A 19,309-nucleotide genomic window follows, 5' to 3' on the forward strand; every position below is an offset into this window, starting at 1 on the left:
CGGCCACCCGCGCGGTCGGCGGCCCGACCGGGAAGGCTTCATCGACATGAGGAAGATCGACGTGCCCGCGCCCGCGCAGGTCCTGCTGGCCATCGCGTCCGTGCAGGTCGGCAGCGCGGTCGCGCGTGGCCTCTTCGACGACCTCAGCGCGGCCGGGGTGACCTTCCTGCGCCTGTTCCTGGCCGCGTTGATCCTGGCCGTGGTCACCCGCCCCAAGATCCGTACGTGGTCGCGGACCGCCTGGCTGGCCGCCGCGATGCTCGGCGTGGCCATGGCCGGCATGAACCTGATCTTCTATCTGTCGCTGCGTGATGTGCCGCTCGGCACCGCCGTCACGATCGAGTTCCTCGGCCCGCTGCTGCTCGCCCTGGTGCAGACCCGTCGCATGGTCGACCTGCTGTGGGCCGGGCTGGCCGCCGTCGGCGTGCTGCTGCTCGGCCTCGACGGCGGCGGGTCGGCCCCGGCGAGCGGCTTGATCCTCGCCTTCGTGGCCGGGCTCTTCTGGGCGGCGTACATCGTCTTGAGCGCCCGTCTCGGCAGCCTCGTACCCGGAACCGGGGGCCTGACCGTCTCTCTGGCGGTCGCCGCCGTGCTCGTCCTGCCGTTCGGCGCGGGCGGCGCCACCGCCGTACTGGATCGTCCGTCGCTGCTCATCGGCGCGGTCGCGGTGGCCCTGCTGTCGTCGGTGCTCTCCTACGGCCTGGAGATCAACGCGCTGCGCCGCATCCCCACCCGGGTCTTCGGCATTCTGATGAGCCTCGAACCGGCCGCCGCCGCGATCGCCGGACTGCTGATCCTGCACCAGCGCCTCGGGACCGGCGAGATCGTCGCCCTGATCCTGATCACCCTGGCCAGCGCGGGCGTGACCCTGGCCCGCCGTCGCTCGGTGGCCGTCTGAACCCTCAGCTCCGGGCGGCCGCTGCCGATTCTTCCGGGGTGCACTACCAGCTGCGTGACCAGCACGGGGCCGCGCACAGCGTCGGCTACCTGATGCTGGCCGCCGCGCCCGCCGTCTTCCTGACCGGCATCGTGCTGCCCGACGAGCACCCGCTCGGCTGGGTCGTCACCATCTCGATCACCTGCGTCTTCACGGCCTGCGTCGGCTCGATGGCGCGGTGGCGCCCGGCCCGCCTGCCGCGCGTCTGGTGGCTGATCGCGCCGTTCCTGGCCACCGTCTCGATCGCCGGCCTCAACTTCGTCTCACACGACGCCACCGCCGGCTCCCAGCTCTTCTACCTGTGGCCGGTCCTCTACGCGGCCAACTTCCTCAGCCACCGCAACGCCGCGATCACCCTGGTGCTGGTCTCGGCCGGACACGCCGCGGTCGCGTTCACGTCGCTGACCCCCAGCCGCGCACTGGCCGACTGGATCTCGGTGACGGTCGCCCTGAGCCTCACCGGCTTCCTCGTGGCGTCACTGCGCACCCGCAACGACCGCCTTCGCGAGGTGCTCGAGTCGCAGGCCCTCGCCGACCCGCTGACCGGCGTGGCCAACCGGCGCGCCTTCGACGCCGAGCTGGTCCGCTCCGTCGCCCGGGCCCGTCGCGGCGGGGAGAGCCTCGCCATGCTGACCGTCGACATCGACCACTTCAAACAGATCAACGACACCTGGGGGCACGCCGTCGGCGACCAGGCGCTGCAGGCGATCGCGGCCGCCCTGCGCGGCGTCGCACGGCGCGACGAGGACGTGGTCGCCCGCCTCGGCGGTGACGAATTCGCCGTGCTGCTGCGCACCGACGCTCTCGGCGCTCAGCGTGCCGCCGACGAGGTGCGGGCGGCCCTTCCCGGCGGGTCCCCCGGCCTGAGCATCGGCATCGCCCTGTTCCCGGAGCACGCCTCCACACCCGCCGAGTTGACGGGCGCCTCGGATGCCGCGCTCTACGAGGCCAAAGAACAAGGCCGAGGGCGTACGGCCCTCGCCGTCTAGCCGCCGAGAATGTCCTCGCGGGTGCGCGGGTACGGGCCCCAGCCGTCGCGCAGCACGTGGATGTAGACGGCCTGCAAGCACACCCCGACCCGTGCGGCCAGCTCGGCGTCGTCCGGCCCACCCAGCCGTACGGCCCGGGCGAAGTGATCGAGGGCCTCCATGTGCCGGCCCTGGTCGAAGCAGGAACGACCCGCGTTCTCGTGCACCACGCTGCGCAGCGTCTCGGGCACCTCGGCGCCGGTCGCCTTCGCGAAGAGACGGTCCGCCTCCTTGAAGTCGCCCCGCAGCCGCAGGATGTGCGCCAGCTCGGCCTGCGCGATCACCTCGGACTGAAGATCGCGGGCCGACTCGGCGTGGGCCAGCGCCAGCCGGCTCGCCGCGGCCGCCATGCCCAGCTCGCCGAGCAGCCGGTAGACCTCGGCCCGTACGCTCAGCAACCCGGACTTGGTGACGTTGTCGACCTCGTCGGCCAGCGGCCCGTCCAGGCGTTCACCCAGTTCACGCAGGGCGTCCTTGTTGTCGACGACCTCGCGCAGCGTGCCACCGTCGAGCCGCCAGCGAATCGCCTCGAGGTCGGCCGCGGACAGGGTGGGACGCGCCTTCTCGGGCTCGGTCGGGGGACCGGCGGCCTGCCGGGCGTCCCGTTGGGCCGACATCCGCTCGTCGATCCGCGCGCGCACGGACTCGGCGTCGTTGGACGGTTCCTCCCGGACGGCCTGCTGCTCGCCGGTGCTGGACATCCGCTGCACGAGATCGGTGACGTCCAGGTCGATGACGTCGCCGGCCGGTTCCTGCTCGGTCGTTCCCGGCTCCTCGACGGGCTTTGCCGGATCGGGCTGGGCCAACTCGGGCTTGGCGTCTTCGACCCTGGCTTCCGCGGGCGCGGCGTCTTCGAGCTTGGCTTCCGCAGGCTTGGCTTCCGCAGGCTTGGCTTCCGCAGGCTTGGCTTCCGCGGGCTTGGCTTCCGCGGGCTTGGCTTCCGCGGGCTTGGCTTCCGCGGGCTGGGCGTCTTCGGGCTTGGCCGTGAACCATTGCCCGCCGAACTCGGTGTCCGCCGTCCGCTTGGGCGCGTCGGGCCCCGACACGACGAGTTTCCCGATCGGCCGCAGGTTGTGCAGCGTGCCGTCCGGATCCATGTACGGCGCGGCGTGCGCTCCCGGGCGAGCCGGGTCGTTCGCCGTGGGGCCCTCCTGCTCGATGCGGCCGCCGTTGTCCGGCCCCGCGTGCCGGGACCGGCGGTCCGGTTCCGTGGGCTCGGGGTTCGCCGTGGGCTCGGGGCTCACCGTGGGCGCGGGGCTCGCCGTCTGCTGCGGGGCCTCGATCGGGGACCGCTGGGCCGGAACGCGGGGAGTCTGCTGCGCCGCCGGAGCTGGTTTGGCCTCCGGCGCGGCGAGCTGTTCCGGGGGAGTGGGCGACATCTTGGGGCCGCTCGGACCGTCGTTCGGTACGCCCGGATGCGTGTCGGCGATCCGTGGCGGTGTCAGCGCTTGGGTCGGCGCGTCGGCTCGTGGATCCGCCGGTGCGCTCACCGGACGCGGGCTGCCCACCTGCGGCGTCGCGACCGGTGGCCGGTCGCCGCGCGGCGCGCTCACGGGCGCCGTGGCGAGCGTGGTCGGCCGGCCCGTGACCGTCCCTCCCGGCGGAGGCGGCGCCCACGCCGAATCGCCGGCCGGTTTCGGGTTGACCTGCGGCGCAGGGACTTGAGGGGCCGGCGGGGAAGAGATCGGCTTGGCGGGCACGGGGCGCTGCTCGGCAACAGGCTGAGCCGGAGCCGGGGCGTGCTGGACCAGCGGTTGCTGGACCGGCGGTTGCTGGACCGGCGGTTGCTGGACCGGCGGTTGCTGGACCGGCGGTTGCTGGACCGGCGGTTGCTGGACCGGCGGTTGCTGGACCGGGGCCGGGGGAGTGGGCGGCTGGTGATCCGTCGCGTGTCGTTCCGGACCGCCGAAGAGCTTGTCCACCGCTCGCCGGAAGAAGTCCCCGCCCGTCTTGTGCCCGGCCGCGTCCTCTGCGTTCTCGTGGTGCTGCTCGGCCCCCGGGCGAGCCGGGGCGTGCTGATCCGGCACGGCCTGGTCCGCGTCGCGGTAGGCAGGCCTCGGCGCCGGCTGAGGCTCGCTCGGACGTGCGACAGGCATGGCCGGTTCGCTCGGGCGATCCACGGGCGCGGAAGGGCCGGCCGGGACCTGACCCTGAGCCGCCGCGGGAGGCGCCACAGCGGGCCGCACGTTCGGCGCGGCCGGCGGCGGCGTCGACGGTGAGACCGGCACACTGGGCGGAGCAGTCCGCTGCATCGGCGGCACCGGGATCGACGGCGGCGTCGCGGCCGGCCGCGGAACCAGGGGCGAGCCCTGAACGGGAGTGGGCCCGTGCACGCCGTGACCCGGTGGAACGTGGACAGCCGCGGCGGGTCGAGGCGCGGCCGGCGACACCGGTCGGCTGAGCCCGCTGGTCGGCACCGCGGCGGGCGGCGCCTCGTCGGCCACCATCGCCCACGGGTCCTCCCCCTCGGAGAGGAAGACGTGCGCGGTGCGAGGGCTGCGGCGCGACCGCTGACCCGGCGGAATCTCGAGCCGCGGATCGGTCTCCCACGGCGAGCGGTCGAAGTGACCCTGCGGTCCACCCGGCTGGTCGGAGTGCGCCGCGGCCTCGCGACCCGGCTGCGGCGGAACGGGCCCACGAGCGGGTGACTGCTCGAACGCTCGGCCCTGATCGCCGGGCCCGCCCCGGGGCGCCGAAACCTGTGCCGGCCTCGGGGGAACGGGACCATAGGCGGGACCCTGCCCCGCCGCCGCGACAGCAGCCGGCGGAACCGGACCCTGGCCCGAAGCAGCCGGCGCGTGGGGCGCGCGCGGCGCGGCGTCCGGGGTCTGCGGAGCCTCCCGGCCGGGGGCGGCCGGAGCCTCAGGCGCCCGTGGCGGTACCGAAGCGCGAGCAACCTGAGGCTGCGCCGGCGCGACGGGTGGCGGGGTGGCAGCGGGCCGCGGCTGCACGGCCGGCGGCTGCGGCGCGGGCGTGACGGGGGCCGGAGCGGGGCTGATCACCCGGGCCGCGGGCGTCGGCGCGTGCGTGCCGACGACGCGGGGCGCCTCCGACGGCTCGGCCTTCTTGACGACGCGTGGCGGGGGCGGCGGCTCCTCCTTGCCGATGACCTTGGGCGTGGCCGGGGGAGCGGTCTGGCCGGCCGCACGGGTGCCGGCGGCGGCGTCCTCCTCGACCGTGGGCGCAGCCTGCGCGTCGGCCGGGTTCGCCCGCGCGGCCGGTGCCGCGGGCACCGACGGCTTCCCGTGCACGACCGGCACCTCTTGCGTCTGCCGCCCGGGCGCGGCCTGCGCCGGCGGCGACTGCCGGACGGGCGGCGGCGTCGCCGACTGAGGCTGTGGCTGTGGCTGCGGCTGTGCTTGAGGTTGCGCTCCCGCGAACTGCGCCGCGGGCGGAACAGCCGACGGCTCGGCAGGCGGCCCTTGCAGCTCGGCCGCCGGAAGCATCTCCCGTCGCTCCGGACCAGCCCCGGCGGCAGCCCAGCCCGGGTCGGCCACGCCACCGTCGCCGGTCCAGCCCTGGCCGCCGACGGGGTTGCCGTCGTCCCAGCCGCGTTCGTCGCTCCAGTCCGCCGATCGCCGGGCCGCGGGCGCCGACCGCCGGTCCTCGTCCCACTCGCGGCGGGCGGCCGGACGGGCGGCGGGCCGCTCCTCCCAGCCTTCGCGTCCACCGGCGGGCCGACGGTCGCCCTCCCACGTCTCGCGGGCGGCGGGCGCCGATCGACGGTTGTCGTCCCTCGTCTCGCGGGCGGGGCCGCGCCGATCGTCGACGATCTCGCCCTCGATCGTGCGCGGGCCACGCCGGCGTTCGTCGGTCTCGTCGGCGTCGGACGGGTACGGGCGTCGTCCGTCGGCGTCACCCGGCCAGGGGCCACGCTCGTCGTAGTCGTTGCGACGCCGCGGGTCGTCGGCGCGCCGGTCGCCGTACTCGTCGCGGCGGCGCGACCGCACGTCCCGTTCGCCGGCCTCGCGGCGCTGGTCGTCGGTGCGCCGCTCGCCCACCTCGGGGGGCGGCCCGGAACGCCGTCCGTCCGGTCCCGTCCGTGGGTCGGCCACCTCGTCCCAGATCATCGCCGTGCGCTCGCCCGAACGGCGTACGCCCTCGTCCGGGTAGGGACGGCGGCGCCGCTCGTCGTAGTCGTAGGCGTCCTCGCGCGGACGGTCCCGAGGACGGCGGTAAAGGTCGTGGGAGTCCGCCGGCCGCGCCTCGGGCACCCGAGCGCGCCCACTGGCAGCCGGACGTTCCTCCTCGCGGCGCCGCTCCGGAGCGGGCCGCCATTCCGCGGCGGGACGCCGCTCGTCAGCGGTCCGCCGCTCGTCAGCGGGACGGCGCTCGTCAGCGGGACGGCGCTCGTCAGCGGGACGGCGCTCGTCAGCGGGACGGCGCTCGTCAGGGGTCCGCCGCTCCTCAGCGGGACGGCGCTGATCACCGGGACGGCGTGGATCACCGGGACGGCGTTCGTCGGCGGTCCGCCGCTCGTCGCCGGAACGCCGCTGGTCAGCGGGCCGCTGCGAGTCGCCGGGCCGACGTTCCTGAGTGGGCCGCCCGTCCGGAGCCGGCCGGCGTCCCTGAGCGGGCCGGCGATCTTGAGTGGAGCCCTGCCGCCACCGGCCGGCCGGCCGCTCCTCCTCGTCGCTGCGGCTGACCGTCTTGACCCCGGGGTTCGGCCCGTGTCCGTACGCCACCAGGTCGCGATGGTCGTACGGCTCGTCGATGTCGTCGTGCAGGCCGTAGCGCTCGTCGGGACGCCGCGAGGTCGATTCGGCGTACGTCGTGTCGGGCGCGTCGAAATCGGCGCCGAGCTCGGGCCGGTTGAAGTCGACGTCGGCGAAGTCGTCGCCGGCCAGGTTGGGCTGCGAGGTGTCGATCGGCACGAAGTCGGGGTCGTCGAGCCAGCTCGGCCGCTGCGAGTCGAAGGCGACCTGCGGCGTACGCGGCTGATCTGAACCGGCGTTGCCCTGCGAGCGGCGACGGCGGCGGGCGGCCAGCTCGTCGACCGGGGACTCGGGGCCGCCCCGGCGCGTGGGGATGACCGGCTCGGGAGTGTCGCGTCGCTGGTACTGCCGTTCCTGAACGACGGCCGCGTTGGGGACGATGGAGTACTCGGAGTATTCCTCGTCCCAGTATTCGTCGTCCTCGAAGCTCATGCCGCGGCTCCCGGGACGTGCTCACGGCGCCAGGGGGGATGCCCTTCACCCCGTCGCCGCATGCCTGGCCCCCCGTTCGTCACGCGTGCCCGGATCGTCCCCTCCCACGCGGTGGATGTGGAAGGTTAACCACGGATTTGCGGGCCGCGCCACCACCCCCAGGAGCGCGTCCCGCGACCTTGCGACCGGGCCGGGACCGAGCTGCGGTCCGGTCAGGTCGCTCCCCCGGGCTTGTTCTTCGGCGGAGAGTACGTGGACCAGCGGCGCACGGTTCAAAAGGTGTCGGCTGTCGTACAGATTTTTCGCCGCGCGCGGCGGGGATCGGCGACCCGAACTTAAGCAAGTCTTAAACCCGTTCTGAGGATACGGACGAGTAACTAAGGCCCGCCGCCAGTGGCGAACCACACTCTCCGCAGAAACGGATCATGTTGCTATGCGTGTCACGGTGGAGAGGCGCCCGGGACGATGCCGCCCCGGGCCCCCTCAGCCACACACCGAAGTCCCCCCGGCCGGCGGCCGCCGCCCCCGTCTCTAGATGGCCGCCAATCGCGCAAACGCCACGCGAACGCTCACATCGTCCTGCCCCCCATGCCGATGTGAGGTCGTGCCTGCGCGGTCGTGCCGGGAAAGGAACGGCGGCGGGCTAACTCCCCGCCGCCGTTCCGCCACTCTCCTCATCTGTCACACCCTCGGAGTAACTTCTTCGGTGTGAGCAGCTTCGAAGCCGACCCCGAGGTCGGCCTGTCCGCCCCGGCCACATTGGAGCTCCTCGAGGGCGCCCCGGTCGCGCTCGGCGGCCCGCGCGGCTTCGCCGTCACCCGCACCCTGCCCAACCGTCAGCGGCGCATGGTCGGCGCGTGGTGCTTCCTCGACGCCTACGGCCCCCACGACATCGCCGGCTCCGGGGGCATGCGCGTCGCCCCGCACCCCCACACCGGCCTGCAGACCGTCACCTGGCTGGTCGCCGGCGAGGTGCTCCACCGCGACAGCCTCGGCAACGTGCGCGAGATCCGTCCCGGTCAGCTCAACCTGATGACCGCCGGCCGCGGCATCTCGCACGCCGAGGTGACTCCCGAGAGCCACACGCCGACCCTGCACGGCGTCCAGCTCTGGGTCGCCCTGCCCCACCAGGCGCGCGACATGGCCCCCGCCTTCGCCCACCACGACGACCTGCCCGTCGTCAGCGAGAACGGCCTCACCACGACGGTCCTGATGGGCACCTTCGCCGGCGTCACCTCGCCCGCGATCTGCCACACACCCCTGGTCGGCGCCGAGATCGTCCTGGCCCCCTCGGCCGAGTCCACGCTGACCCTGAGACCAGACTTCGAGTACGCCTTACTCGCCCTCGACGGCGCCCCCACGGTCGAGGACGCCACACTGAAACCCGGCCCGCTGCTCTACCTGGGCTCCGGCCGCGACGCCGTCCGCGTGGCCACCGGCTCCGCGTCCCGCCTGCTGCTGCTCGGCGGCGAGCCCTTCGAGGAACGCCTGGTCATGTGGTGGAACTTCGTCGCCCGAGATCACGACGAGATAGTCCAGATGCGAGCCGACTGGTCCGACCACACCCCGCGCTTCGGCGAGGTCCACGGCTACGACGGCGATCCCCTGCCCGCCCCCGCGATGCCCATCAGCCGCCTCGTGCCCCGGGGCCGCACCCGCTGATCGGTTTTGACGGGTGGCGCACGGCCGGTGCGATGTGTGAGGCAATCGGGTTGACGCTGTCCGGCTGCGGGCGGATCGTCGAAGGTACGGCCTTGTCCGCCGTTCGCAGGGAGCATCAGTGAACGTCTGGGATGTGGGAAAACTCGCCCTGATCGTGGCCGCGCCGACGCTGCTCGGCGCGCTCCTGGTCTTCGCGCCCCGGTGGTGCGATGCGATAGTCGACCGCTGGTCGGCGCTGCGGCCACAACCACCCGTACCGCTGGGCCCGCCGATCGAACAGCTCGCCGCCGACCTGCGCCGCCTCCTGCGCCTGCACGGCGAGATCATCGCCTCCGCCCACCTGGCGATGCGCGCTCACCGCCTGTGGGCCGTCGAGGCAGCTATCGGCACCCGAGCGATCGAGGCCGCCCGCGCCCTGGGCGTGCCCCACCCCGAGGTGTCGGGCCACGACGCCCTGTCCCGAGGCCAGCTCCACGACCTGCTGACCGCCCTGGCCGCCGCCGGCCTGGTCCTGCCGGCCAAGGTGGGCCCGTTCACCTCGGACGGCCGCATCTGAAGCGTCCGCCGTCGAGACCAACCCCGGGCGGCCATCGCCGTGGACCTCGGCTTCGGTTACGCCGGCCGCGCGGTTCGAAGGCGTCTCAGGCGAGCCGGCGTCGGGCCGCTCTTGTGCGGCCGGTTGCGTGGCCACCGTCATCGCTACCGGCGTAATGGGGCACGGGCTTGGGTGGCAGACCACCTCCACCGCGAAGGCTTTCCACTACGCACGTGCAAGAAGATCTAAAAGGGGTATTTAAACGATCCGTAAGGTTTACCGGCCCGTTCCACGTTGATCACGCTCAGGCGGAACAAGCCCCGGGTTCAGGCGGTGAAGCGGCTCGAGCCGAGGATCCTCGTGACGGTGACCTCGATCGCTACGCGTGCGGGGTTGGGGCGCGGCGTGCGGTAGCGGGCGGCGTAACGCTCCACCGCCTCGGCCACCGCGTCGGGGTCGTCGCGGACGACGGCCAGGCCCTCGACAGTCGACCAGCGAGCGCCGTCCACCTGGCAGATCGCCACCCGGTTCTGGCCCGCGCGGACATGCCGGACGTGGGCCGACGTGGACGACGAGATCACCCGGGCCAGTCCGGCGGCCGGGTCGAGGGTCGCGCCGACCGCGACCACGTGCGGGGAGCCGTCGGCGCGCAGCGTGGTCAGGGTGCACAGGTGTCGTTCGGTCCAGAACTCGAGCAGGGCGGGGTTGTCGAGAGTGACGCGGCCGCTCACCGCGGGAGCCTGACGGGCGTACGGGAAATCATTTGATCATCATGCGCCGCGGGTGAGGGCGGCGCGCGGCTGGGGGAGGGTGGCGCGCGGCGGCGAGCATCGCGGAGCGAGGGGAAACCGCTGCCGGGTCAGGCGGTTTCTGCTGGCAGGATGCCTCGGCGGACCGCTGTCACCAGTTCGGCGTGGTCCCGCTCGACCTGGTCGGCGTAGGTGCGGGCGAAGCGGACCAGGGCCTCGGCCATCTTCGCGCTGCCGCCGATGTAGCCCGCGATCATCGAGGCTCCACTCGTGCGCGCGTGGGACTTGGCCAGCAGGTAACCGCAGATGCCCGCGTAGTCGCCCAGCGCCCGCGCGTCGATGCCCTCGACGACGATCGCGCCCTTCATGTCGCGGAATTGCCGCACGTAGTACTGCCGGTCGCCGACGGTCGCCCAGCCGAGCAGCGGGTCGGACACCGTCTGCAGTGCCTGCTGGTATTCGACGACGCGCTGTCCTTGGTGGCGGTGCCAGGCCGCGTCGCCGTGCTGGTGTTTCGCGACGACCGAGCGGCGGGCCTCCTTGAGCTGCAGGAACACCACGTCCGACGGGCTGCTGCCCTCGCACAGGGCCACGTATGCCCGCAATCCGACCGACCCGACGCCGACGACCTTGTGCGCGATGTCCACGATCCGGTAGCCGGCGAGAATCCGGGCCCAGTGCGGCGGCAGCGTGTTCAGATAGCCGTCCAGCGCCTCGGCGAGCTGGTCAAGATCGGAGGAGGAGGGCCGCGTGATCAGCGGCGGCTCCTCGACCAGCCGGGCCGTGCCGTCGCGGCGTTCGGTGAAGCGGGGCAGCGCCCGGTCGCTCGTGCGGCGGCGAGCACGTCGCGCCGCCCGGTCGATCTCGGCGCGGAAGCTGGCCCGCGACGCCGCCGAGCGCAGCCGGTCGATGTCCATCTGGTCGAAGGAGCGGCCCAGCAGGGGTTGTTCGGCCAGGTGCTGGATCTGCATCTGGTATTCCTCGACGCAGTGCTGCACCGCGTCGCCGCAGGCGCTCTCCTTGAACCCGTTCTGCCGCCCGGCCACGTACACGCTGGTCACGAGACGTCGGAGGTCCCACTCCCAGGCGCCGGGGTGCGCCTCGTCGAAGTCGTTGAGGTCGAACACCAGCTCGCGTTCGGGGGAGGCGTAGAAGCCGAAGTTGCCCAGGTGGGCGTCGCCGCAGATGACGGGCGTGATGCCGGTCGCGGGCAGCGAGGCGAAGTCGTCGGCCATCACGTTGGCCGAACCCCGCAGATATGCGTACGGCGAGGCGACCATGCGGCCGACGCGGAGCGGGACGAGCCACGGCTGCCGGCCCGCGTTGGCCTGCATGATCTGGGTGACCGGGTCGACGCGGCCGGGCGGCACCGACCAGAACGCCATCTCGGACCGGTGCGACCGTTCGCGCAGCGACCGGCCCAGCGCGTAACGCTCCGAGCGCGACCGGGCGGGCAGGCGCAGCGAGGCGAAACCCCCGTCGTCGGCGGTCTCGAGAACGACATGCCCTGTTGCTGGTTCCATCACGGCCCACCATAAGGCTCGTCGGATAGATCAACTAGGGGTGGGTAGCTCCCCTCCTCAAGGACCGCACCAGCGGGTTAACGGGTTCGTAACACAGAGTGTCAGCGCGCCGACACGAGGCCGAACGTCGATGGGCTGACCGACGGGAAGACTCCGGACAGCGAGCCGACACCGCAGCGCTTCTGCAGGATCTCGCCGATCACGGCCCGGTAGTCGGTGGTCACCGCGAGATCGCCGGCCACCAGCGCCGACGGGGCCAGGCCGGGCCACTTGGCGTATACCTTGCCGCCCTTGACCCCGCCGCCGAGCAGCAGCATCGCGTTGCCGTAGCCGTGGTCGGCGCCGCGCGAGCCGTTCTCGCGCACCCGCCGCCCGAACTCGCTGATCGTCAGCAGCGTCACCGAGTTCATGGCCTCCGGTCCGAGGTCGGCCGCGAACGCCGCCAGGGCCGTGGCCAGCTCGCTCAGGTTGTCGTACATGCGCTGGCCCTTGACCGCCGTGCCGAGACCCTGGTGCATGTCCCAGTCGCCGCAGTCGACGGCCGCGGTCGCCAGCCCCACCTTGGCCTTGATCAGCCGTGCGACGTCGCGCAGAGCAGCGCCCAGTTCGGTCTCGGGATAGGTCGCCGCCGGGGTGTACGGGGTCGCGCGGACGGACGCGCTGGCGGTCAGCGCCTTGTCCGCGGCCAGAGCCGGTACGGCCAGCATCGGGGGAGCGTCGGCGTACATGGCGCGCAACGCCGCCGCCCGGGGGCGTTTGTCCGAGTCACCGGCCAGCGTGAATTTGTCGATGGAGGCCATCGAGACCGACGCCGCGGGTCCTGCGAGGAGCCGGTCGGGCATGGCGCCGCCGACCGAGACTCCCGCGAGCGCGCCGGTCGCCCCGGTCTCGCCCAACATCCTTCCCAGCCATCCCGTACGGGTCGACGTGCCGGGCGCCGCGTTCTCCATCGCCTCCATCGCCGCGAAGTGCGAGCGCGTCTGATTCGCCTGCCCGACCGCGTGCACGCCCGCCAGCCGGCCGCTCTTCCACAGCGGCAGCAGCGGGGCGAGCGCCGGGTGCAGCCCGAAGCTGCCGTCCCCGGCGATCACCTGCGCCTTGGGCACGCCGATGGCCGGGCGCGCCTTGTAGTAGTCGGGGTCGCCGATCGGGGCCAGCGCCGAGAGCCCGTCGAAGCCGCCGTGCAGCGACAGGACGACGAGCGTGTCGCCGGTGTAGCCGGGAGCGGCGTACGCGAGCTGTGTCGACACTCCCGCCCCGGCGAGCCCGGCGAGCCCGGCCGCGCCGAGCAGGCCCCGGCGGCTGATGTGCTTTTCGCCGCAGTCGAACAACGATCTCACCTCAACTGGAATGACGGCGCGTCGAGGACCAGCGCGATCAGGTACGGCGCGTGGCCGGCGAGCGACTTGTCGGATGCGGTCAGAGGACTGGTCGGCAGCTTGCCCGCGACGCTGAGCACCGCGGCGGTGTGCCCGGCTGGCAGCTTCGCCCCGATCAGGCGCGTGGCCAGGGCGTCGACCAGGGCCCCGTACGTGCCCGGAAGAGCCGGGACGAGCGACTTGAGCAGGTCGGTGGGGCGGGTGAGCTGGCTGGGGTACCAACCGGCGGCCAGGTTGAGGTGGTTGTTGCAGCGCATGAGGAAGCCGGACGGCGACGCCCATGCGGCGGCCACGTCGGGGAAACCGTTCGGCGGGCTCCACCGGTACGGCGCGTTGCCCGCGTTGACCAGGCCGTTGTAGAGCGCGTCCAGGGCCTTGACGCCCGAGGCCTCCGGTCCGAGACCGAGGGTACGGATCGTCGCGATCAGGTCCTCGAACGGCGTGCGCGACTTCTGCCCGACCGCCGCCGCGAACTCCGGCGAGGTGAACAGAGCCTTCAGCACGGGCTTGATCGCGGTGTCGTTGTCGAGGTAGATCTTGGCCAGCCGCGTCACCAGCGACTCGGGCGCCACGTCGGCCACGAACCGCTGGCACAGCTTGGTCGCCAGGCGCTTGGCCGTGGCCGGGTGCTTGGCCAGGTGGTCGGCGAACGCCAGCGACGCCGACTCGCCCACGGCCGCGGTCGCGTTGGCGTGCTTGAACCCGAGGATCTCCACCGCGCCGGTCACGTGGCGAGCACCCTCGTAGACGTACGCCCCGGTGCTGTCGACCGTCAGCCCGGTGAGCAGATTGGCCGCCGCGTAGACGTCCTGCTCGCTGTAGACCAGGCCGACCGTGTGCAGCTCCATCAGCTCACGCGCGTAGTTCTCGTTGGGGTGGGCCTTGGTCGACGAGCGGTTGTCGAGGTAGGTGAGCATCGCCGGGTGCTTCATCGACGCCTTGAGCATGTCGGCGAAACGACCGAACGCGTGCTTGCGGATGACCTGGGTCTCGTAGTCGGAGCGGCTGTCCCACACCTGGCTCGACGGCGCGGCGATGTGCAGGTGGTTGGCCCAGAACGCGGCCGTGACCTCGAAGAGCTGCCGGTTGCTCCACGCGGCACGGGCGACCGCGGCCCGCCCGAGCTGCTTGAACGCGTCGTACGAGTTCTTGGCGATCGACGACCGGACGGTGGCGACGCTCGCGCCGGCCAGCGGCAGGCGGGCGACCAGCTTGTCGCAGGCGGCGTCGTCGATTGAGGACGCGTCGAACTGCCGGTCGAGCCAGCCCTCGACGCCCAGCTTGCGCACCTCGGCCAGCGACGCCGGGGTCGGGCCGAACGTGGCGCGGCGCAGCAGGTGCGCGAACGGGTCGGCCGGCAGTAGCTGAGCCGGGGTGGTGGCGGCAGCGGCGGCCGGGGCGGCGGCGGCCACACCGGCGGCAGTGGCGACAGCGGTGGCGGCACCGGCGGCGAGAATCGTGCGTCGGGTCGTCATGTCAGGCCCTTCGACGCGGAAGCCCGTCACCGTCGCGGCTGCAACCGTGACTAACGGATCCGCAATCCGCCCGCACCCGTACCGCGGGGACGAAGTCGGACGTACGCTCAGGCCTGTGGATCAGGCTGAATCGGTACGCACCCCCGCCTCCTGGGTCGTCGTCGGTCTCGACAACGGCGGCACCTGCAACAACGCCACGGTTCTGGACGCGACCGGTCGATATCTGGTCGACCACCTGGTCGAAAACCCGAGCATGGTCACCGACGGTCCCGAGTCGGCCATCGAGCAGCTCGCGGCGGCCTTCCACAACATCCTCGAGCTGACCAGCACCCCGGTGACCCTCGTACGCGCCGTCGGGCTCGACACCCCCGGCCCGGCCAGCGCGCACGGCGTCATCTCGTCGAAGGGCGCGACGAACTTCAGCCAGGTCTCGTGGCACGGGTTCGACATCCGCAGCGCTTTGGAGGCCCGCATCGGTTTGCCGGTCTTCTACTTGAACGACGCGAATGCCGCCGCTCTGTACGCGCATCACCGGCTATTCGGCGCCGACGCGATGACCAGGTCGTCGGTAGCCGCGATCGTCGGCACCGGCCTGGGCGGCGGCGTGGTCGAGGCCGGCAAGGTGGTCAGCGGCGCCGCCGGCATGGCGGGGGAGCTGGGCCACGTGCAGATCCCGCTGCACGACGTGCTCGAGCCGGGACAGCCCGCCCCCGAGTGCAACTGCGGCTTCACCGGTGACGTCGAGAGCATCGCCTCGCTCACCGGCATCAAGAAGAACCTGCTGCCCTACTGGCTCGCGCGCTTCCCCGATCACCCGCTGGCCGCTTTGCCGTTGCCGCAGGCGGCCAAGCAATTGCGATCGTACGGGGAGAAGGAGGACCCGCTGGCTCTGGCGGTCTTCGGTCAGCAGGCAAAGGCGATCGGCAAGCTGTTCACCATCGCGGCCAACTTCACCGATCCCGACGCCTACCTGCTCGGCGGCGGCGTGGTCGAAGCCGACCCCAAATTCCGCCAGTGGTTCCTCAACACCGTTCGCGAGAGCACGCAGCTACGCGCCGAGCAGCAGGCCGCGGCCACCTTCGCCCTGGTCGCCGACCTCGACATGGCCGGCGCGCGCGGCGCCGCCGTCGCCGCGCTGGAAGCCGTACAGAACGCCTGACCTCGCCGCGGGCGCAGGCCCGGCCATCAAGCGCCGGCCTGACGTTCAGCCGCCGGCCGGCTGGAACAGCTCGACCGGGTTGCCGGCCGGGTCGTCGAGGACGATCTGCCGGCCACCGGGGCCGGTGATCACCTCGCTGCGGAATACCACGCCCGCCGCGCGCAGCCGGTCGACCTCGGTCTCGATGTCGTCGACCAGCAGGTGAATGCGGTTCCAGCCGCCCGGATGTGGCGTGCGCCCGTCGGGCATCGACCGGCCCGCCGAGCTGGCCGGGCCCGAGAGCAGCAACCGCAGGTTCCCGCGGAGCACATCGGCGAACGCCGGCGAGTAGTTGGTGTTCAGCTCGAAGCCGAGGTTGGTGGTGTAGAAGTCGATCGCGGCCTGTACGTCGTCGACGAGATAACGCACGTGCACGGTGTTGTCGGTCATGACGCCTCCCTTGCGGGTTCGGTGGCGATGGTGTGCGACAGGAAATCGACGCGTCCGGCGATGTCGGCGGCGACGCGGTCGAACGCCGGCAAGCCGTCAGGGTCGGCGGCCGGGTCGGGGATGCTCCAGTGCGCGGCCGTCGGGCCGCCGGGGAAGTCGGGGCAGACCTCCCGGATCCGATCGCACAACGTGATCACCCAGCCGAAGTGCTGCCCGGCGAACTCGTCGAGGTGCTTCGGCCTCGCCGCACTCAGGTCGATGCCGTATGCGGCCATTGTGGTCACCGCGTGCGGGTGGATCGGTTTGGGCCGGCTGCCCGCGCTGAAGGTCGTCACCCGGCCGCCGGACCGCCGGGCCAGCAGCGCCTCGGCCATCTGTGATCGCGAACTGTTCCCGGTGCAGAGGAACAGCACCCTTGTGGATCTCGCCGTGGCCGGTCGGAGCCGGAACGCATCGGTCGGCGGTGGATCGGGCGGTGGGACGAGCCGCAGACCCGGGTTCAGCGCTGCCCCCGCCGCGGACAGCAGTTCGCCGCAGCGGGCCAGGTCGAGCCGGTAGTAGATGTCGCGCCCGTCGGCGGAGCTGCGCCGGGTGCGGACCAGCTCGGCCCTGCGCAGCAGGCCCAGGTGGTAGGAGACGAGGCTTTGCTGTTCGCCGACCAGTGCGGTCAGCTCGTGCACCTGCCGGTCGCCGCGGGCGAGCGCGTTCAACAGCCGCCACCGCACCGGGTGGGCCGCGGCCCGCAGGAAGACCGGCGGTTCCGGGTCGGCGACGTTCGGGTCTCGCCCCATTCACCGACAATACATCAAATCATTTTGATGGAAACTCGATCGGACGCCGGGATCTGCGCAGCGCCAGCCCACCGGACACGGCGGCGATCAGCCCGAGCGGGATGCTCGCGTAGCCGCCGACGACACCGTTGCCGGTCCCCGGTCCGCCGTCGGCGGTGGCCAGTATCGCCAGGCCGGCGAGCGCGCCGACCAGGCCCGCGATCAGCGCGGCCCATGATCTGCGCGAAACGGTGGTGGTGGGGCGGGCCAGGGCGAGGCCACCGATGACGGCACCGGCCAGGGCGATGAGGGCGGCCGCGGTGGCCACGACGCGGTCGAGGGTCAGGGCGGACGCGTCGACAGTCGACGCGGCGGACAGCAACATGTCGTCTCCTCGGTGGTGAGGGCTGGTCTGCGTCGATCCTGGTCGTCCGGCCCCCGGCGGGCATCGTCCCGGCGTGGGCACTTCACGCTGCCGCGCTCGGCGCAGGCCGCGGAAGAAGTACCGCGTACGCAGCAGCCGGCCCTGCCGCGCCGGCGGGATTCGCTCAACGGTCCGTGCGACTAAGGTCCCCTCATGGGGAGTGCGCGGGTCGGCGTCCGGGACGCGCTGGTCGCCGTCCGGGGTGCGCGGGGCGGCGTCCGGGACGCGCTGGTCGCCGCCGGGGTGGCGGCGGTCCTCGTGGCGGCCGGGTTGTCCGAGCATCGTTCGCCGTCCGGTTCCGGCCTGGTCGGCTATGTGCTGCTGGTGGCCGGCGGGCTCGCGCTGGTCGCCCGCCGGCGTGCCCCGGTCGCGGTGCTGGCCGTCACCGGCCTGTGCGCGGTCGGCTACCAGGCTGCCGGGTTCACCGTGTTCGCCACCGCCTACCTCGTGGCCGTGTACTCCGCGATGCGATCCGGGCACCGGGTCGCCACCGCGGTCACGAGTCTGCTCGTGCTCGTGTCGCTGCCCGTCGCGGTGATGGTCTCCGGCCGCGACGACGTGAGCGAGGCTCTCGTTCAGGCCCGCGACGTCCTCGAACTGGCCTGGCTGATCGCCGCCGCCGCGGCGGGCGAGGCCCTGCGTCAGGCCGAACGCCGCGCCGACGAGGCCGAGCGCACCCGTGAGGAGAGCGCCCTGCGCCGCGCGGACGAGGAACGGCTGCACATCGCCCGGGAACTGCACGACTCCCTGACCCACCAGATCTCCGTGATCAAGGTTCAGGCCGAGGCCGCCGTCCACGTCGCCCACAAACGCGGCGAGCCGGTCCCCGAGGCCCTGCTGGCCATCCGGGACGCCGGCCGCGAGGCGGCGCGGGAACTGCGCGCGACCCTGGAGGCGCTGCGCGAGGATGACAGGTCCCCGCCGCCCGGCCTCGACCACCTGCCCGGCCTGGTGCGGCGAGCCGGTGCGAGCGGCCTGCATGCGTCCTTGACGATCGAGGGGGAGCGCACCGAGGTCCCGGCCGCGGTGGACCGCACTGCCTACCGCATCGTGCAGGAGTCGCTGACCAACATCGCCCGGCACGCCGGGGCCGGCGCCGCGTCGGTCCGGGTCACCTATGGTCCCGGCGCCGTGGTCATCAAGGTCGACGATGACGGCACCGCCACCCCGCAGTCCCCACCGACACCCGGCGTCGGGCTGCTCGGGATGCGGGAACGTGTCACCGCCCTCGGCGGCGAACTGCGGGCCGAGCCGCGACGCGAGGGCGGCTTCACCGTGCGCGCCGAGCTCCCCGTGGACCGTACGTCGTGATCCGGGTCCTGCTGGTCGACGACCAGCCGCTGATCCGCAGCGGCTTCCGGGCCCTGCTCGACAACGAGGACGACCTCGAGGTCGTGGCCGAGGCGGGCGACGGCCACGAGGGGGTGGCGCTGGTCCGGCGACACCGGCCCGACGTCGCCCTGCTCGACGTGCGGATGCCGCGGGTCGACGGCATCGAGGCCACCCGGCGCATCACCGCCGACCCGGCCCTGACCGAGGTGCACGTCGTCGTCCTCACCAACTACGGCTTGGACGAGTACGTCTTCGAGGCGCTTCGTGCCGGGGCGGCGGGCTTCCTGGTGAAGGACATCCTGCCCGAGGACTTCCTGCATGCCGTGCGCGTCGCGGCCCGCGGCGATGCCCTGCTCGCGCCGTCGATCACCCGCAAGCTGATCGACCGCTACGTCACCCAGGCCCCACCCGGTGATGCCCGAGCCGCGCTGACCGGGCTGACCGCTCGCGAGCGGGAAGCCGTGACCCTGGTCGCCCGGGGTCTGTCGAACGACCAGATCGCCGTCCGCATGGTGATCAGCCCGGTGACCGCCAAGACGCACGTCAACCGGGCCATGACCAAGCTGCACGCCCGCGACCGGGCTCAGCTGGTCATCATCGCGTACGAGTCCGGCCTCGTTACGGCCCGCGGCGTCTGACCCCTGAAGCCCATCCCCGGTGACACGTGTTTTACAAGAGATCGACATCTGTAGATATTGACGATCTCCTTCAGTAACGTCGCTGGTGCCGTCCGCGGCCGGGGGGCCACGGACGAGCTGAA

The 19,309-nt window shown here is 72.7% G+C and carries 15 protein-coding genes; 7 read left to right on the forward strand and 8 right to left on the reverse strand.

Annotated features, from left to right (window positions below; genetic code table 11):
• The first annotated feature begins 46 nt into the window (after window positions 1-46).
• Window positions 47-898: an EamA family transporter gene (locus EER30_RS37120; RefSeq protein WP_127505833.1), complete on the forward strand. Its 852-nt coding sequence runs from the start codon at window positions 47-49 to the stop codon at window positions 896-898.
• Window positions 899-936: 38 nt separating this feature from the next.
• The gene (locus EER30_RS37125) at window positions 937-1,926 is read left to right on the forward strand and encodes a GGDEF domain-containing protein (RefSeq protein WP_127505834.1); all 990 of its coding nucleotides are present in this window, start codon (window positions 937-939) and stop codon (window positions 1,924-1,926) included.
• Here EER30_RS37125 and EER30_RS47520 read toward each other — a convergent pair.
• On the reverse strand, window positions 1,923-7,112 hold the full coding sequence (locus EER30_RS47520; RefSeq protein ID WP_164842613.1) for a hypothetical protein: 5,190 nt from the start codon (window positions 7,110-7,112) through the stop codon (window positions 1,923-1,925). The two genes, EER30_RS37125 and EER30_RS47520, sit on opposite strands and share 4 nt — an antisense overlap.
• A 708-nt stretch (window positions 7,113-7,820) precedes the next feature.
• Here EER30_RS47520 and EER30_RS37135 point away from each other — a divergent pair.
• Window positions 7,821-8,774 carry a pirin family protein gene (locus EER30_RS37135; protein ID WP_127505836.1) on the forward strand — a complete coding sequence of 318 codons (954 nt, stop codon included), beginning with the start codon at window positions 7,821-7,823 and terminating at the stop codon, window positions 8,772-8,774.
• A 118-nt stretch (window positions 8,775-8,892) separates the two neighbouring features.
• Window positions 8,893-9,330: a hypothetical protein gene (locus EER30_RS37140; protein ID WP_127505838.1), complete on the forward strand. Its 438-nt coding sequence runs from the start codon at window positions 8,893-8,895 to the stop codon at window positions 9,328-9,330.
• Between the two features lie 305 nt (window positions 9,331-9,635).
• Here EER30_RS37140 and EER30_RS37145 read toward each other — a convergent pair whose 3' ends face one another.
• The 4 genes from EER30_RS37145 to EER30_RS37160 form a co-directional block, all read right to left on the reverse strand.
• Window positions 9,636-10,040 carry a pyridoxamine 5'-phosphate oxidase family protein gene (locus EER30_RS37145; RefSeq protein ID WP_127505840.1) on the reverse strand — a complete coding sequence of 135 codons (405 nt, stop codon included), beginning with the start codon at window positions 10,038-10,040 and terminating at the stop codon, window positions 9,636-9,638.
• A 128-nt stretch (window positions 10,041-10,168) separates the two neighbouring features.
• On the reverse strand, window positions 10,169-11,581 hold the full coding sequence (locus tag EER30_RS37150) for a DUF2252 domain-containing protein (protein ID WP_127505842.1): 1,413 nt from the start codon (window positions 11,579-11,581) through the stop codon (window positions 10,169-10,171).
• Window positions 11,582-11,682: 101 nt separating this feature from the next.
• A complete protein-coding gene (locus EER30_RS37155; RefSeq protein WP_240670544.1) occupies window positions 11,683-12,921 on the reverse strand; it encodes a DUF1501 domain-containing protein in 1,239 nt (412 codons plus the stop codon).
• The gene (locus tag EER30_RS37160) at window positions 12,918-14,435 is read right to left on the reverse strand and encodes a DUF1800 domain-containing protein (protein ID WP_127505844.1); all 1,518 of its coding nucleotides are present in this window, start codon (window positions 14,433-14,435) and stop codon (window positions 12,918-12,920) included. Before EER30_RS37160 ends, EER30_RS37155 begins: the two co-directional genes overlap by 4 nt.
• A gap of 115 nt (window positions 14,436-14,550) precedes the next feature.
• Between EER30_RS37160 and EER30_RS37165 the strand changes: the two genes are divergently transcribed.
• Window positions 14,551-15,594, forward strand: coding sequence for an ROK family protein (locus tag EER30_RS37165; protein WP_205650578.1), 1,044 nt, complete (start codon window positions 14,551-14,553; stop codon window positions 15,592-15,594).
• A gap of 45 nt (window positions 15,595-15,639) precedes the next feature.
• On the opposite strand, the gene EER30_RS37170 is transcribed toward EER30_RS37165, so the two are convergent.
• From EER30_RS37170 to EER30_RS37180, 3 genes are read right to left on the reverse strand one after another with little or no spacing between them, the layout of a single operon-like run.
• A complete protein-coding gene (locus EER30_RS37170; protein WP_127505848.1) occupies window positions 15,640-16,023 on the reverse strand; it encodes a VOC family protein in 384 nt (127 codons plus the stop codon).
• Window positions 16,020-16,814 carry a metalloregulator ArsR/SmtB family transcription factor gene (locus tag EER30_RS37175; RefSeq protein ID WP_127505850.1) on the reverse strand — a complete coding sequence of 265 codons (795 nt, stop codon included), beginning with the start codon at window positions 16,812-16,814 and terminating at the stop codon, window positions 16,020-16,022. The genes EER30_RS37170 and EER30_RS37175 overlap by 4 nt, the downstream gene beginning before the upstream one ends.
• 19 nt (window positions 16,815-16,833) lie before the next feature.
• Window positions 16,834-17,178, reverse strand: a complete 345-nt coding sequence (locus EER30_RS37180) for a DUF6223 family protein (protein ID WP_127505851.1) — start codon at window positions 17,176-17,178, stop codon at window positions 16,834-16,836.
• A 192-nt stretch (window positions 17,179-17,370) separates the two neighbouring features.
• On the opposite strand from EER30_RS37180, the gene EER30_RS37185 reads away from it, so the two are divergent.
• Both EER30_RS37185 and EER30_RS37190 read left to right on the forward strand, forming a co-directional pair.
• The gene (locus tag EER30_RS37185) at window positions 17,371-18,528 is read left to right on the forward strand and encodes a sensor histidine kinase (protein ID WP_127505853.1); all 1,158 of its coding nucleotides are present in this window, start codon (window positions 17,371-17,373) and stop codon (window positions 18,526-18,528) included.
• The gene (locus tag EER30_RS37190) at window positions 18,525-19,187 is read left to right on the forward strand and encodes a response regulator (protein WP_127505855.1); all 663 of its coding nucleotides are present in this window, start codon (window positions 18,525-18,527) and stop codon (window positions 19,185-19,187) included. Before EER30_RS37185 ends, EER30_RS37190 begins: the two co-directional genes overlap by 4 nt.
• Window positions 19,188-19,309 lie beyond the last annotated feature (122 nt).

This window comes from Actinoplanes solisilvae (genome assembly GCF_003999975.1).
GTDB classification, from domain to species: Bacteria; Actinomycetota; Actinomycetes; order Mycobacteriales; family Micromonosporaceae; genus Actinoplanes; species Actinoplanes solisilvae.